Here is an 864-nt window from a genome sequence, read left to right as displayed (position 1 = left end):
CCCGAGGGATTCGTCATGTCGTTGACCGTTAACACCAACATCGCTTCGCTGACTGTTCAAAACAACCTGAACAAAGCTTCCAGCGCTACCGCTACCTCGATGACGCGTTTGTCCTCGGGCCTGAAAATCAACAGCGCTAAAGATGACGCCGCTGGCCTGCAGATCGCTACCCGTCTGACCACCCAGATCAAGGGCCTGACCGTTGCGACCAAGAACGCCAACGACGCAACCTCCATCGCACAAACCGCTGAAGGCGCTCTGCAAGAAACCACCAGCATCCTGCAGCGTATGCGTGAACTGGCTGTACAGTCCCGCAACGACTCCAACAGCAGCAACGACCGTACCGCTCTGCAAGCTGAATTCACTCAGATGAGCGACGAACTGACCCGTATCTCCACGTCGACCACCTTCGGTACCGGTATGAAGTTGCTCGACGGTTCGGCTTCTGGCCTGCAGTTCCAGGTTGGCGCCATGACCGGTGACGACCAGCACATCGACCTGGGCATCAGCCTGAACGCTTCGGCCGCGGGCCTGGGCTTGAGCGGCGCCGCGATCACCGGTTCCGACGTAAGCGGCGCGCACACCGCCATCGACTCGGCCATCAGCGCCATCGACTCGGCCCTGGACCAAGTGAACACCACCCGTGCCGACCTGGGTGCCAAGCAAAACCGTCTGGAAAGCACGGTCAGCAACATCGCTAACATCATTGAAAACGCTACCGCTTCGCGCTCTACCATTCAGGACGTGGACTTCGCTTCCGAAACCGCCGAACTGACCAAGCAGCAAACCCTGCAACAGGCTTCCACCGCGATCCTGTCCCAGGCCAACCAGATCCCTTCCTCTGTACTGAAATTGCTTCAGTAA

Annotated in this window: 1 protein-coding gene; it reads left to right on the top strand. The window is 58.7% G+C overall.

Annotation, left to right across the window (positions count from 1 at the left end):
- The first annotated feature begins 15 nt into the window (after positions 1 to 15).
- On the top strand, positions 16 to 864 hold the full coding sequence (locus ACWKV4_RS20580) for a flagellin domain-containing protein (protein ID WP_483839556.1): 849 nt from the start codon (positions 16 to 18) through the stop codon (positions 862 to 864).

Source organism: Pseudomonas artemisiae, assembly GCF_057128685.1.
Note: the sequence above shows the minus strand (reverse complement) of the source record. Positions and strands in the feature narration are given on the sequence as shown.

Bases quoted from the DNA above. Each gene is read 5' to 3' on its own strand.
- ACWKV4_RS20580 (WP_483839556.1), top strand. From the start codon at position 16: ATGTCGTTGACCGTTAACACCAACATCGCTTCGCTGACTGTTCAAAAC.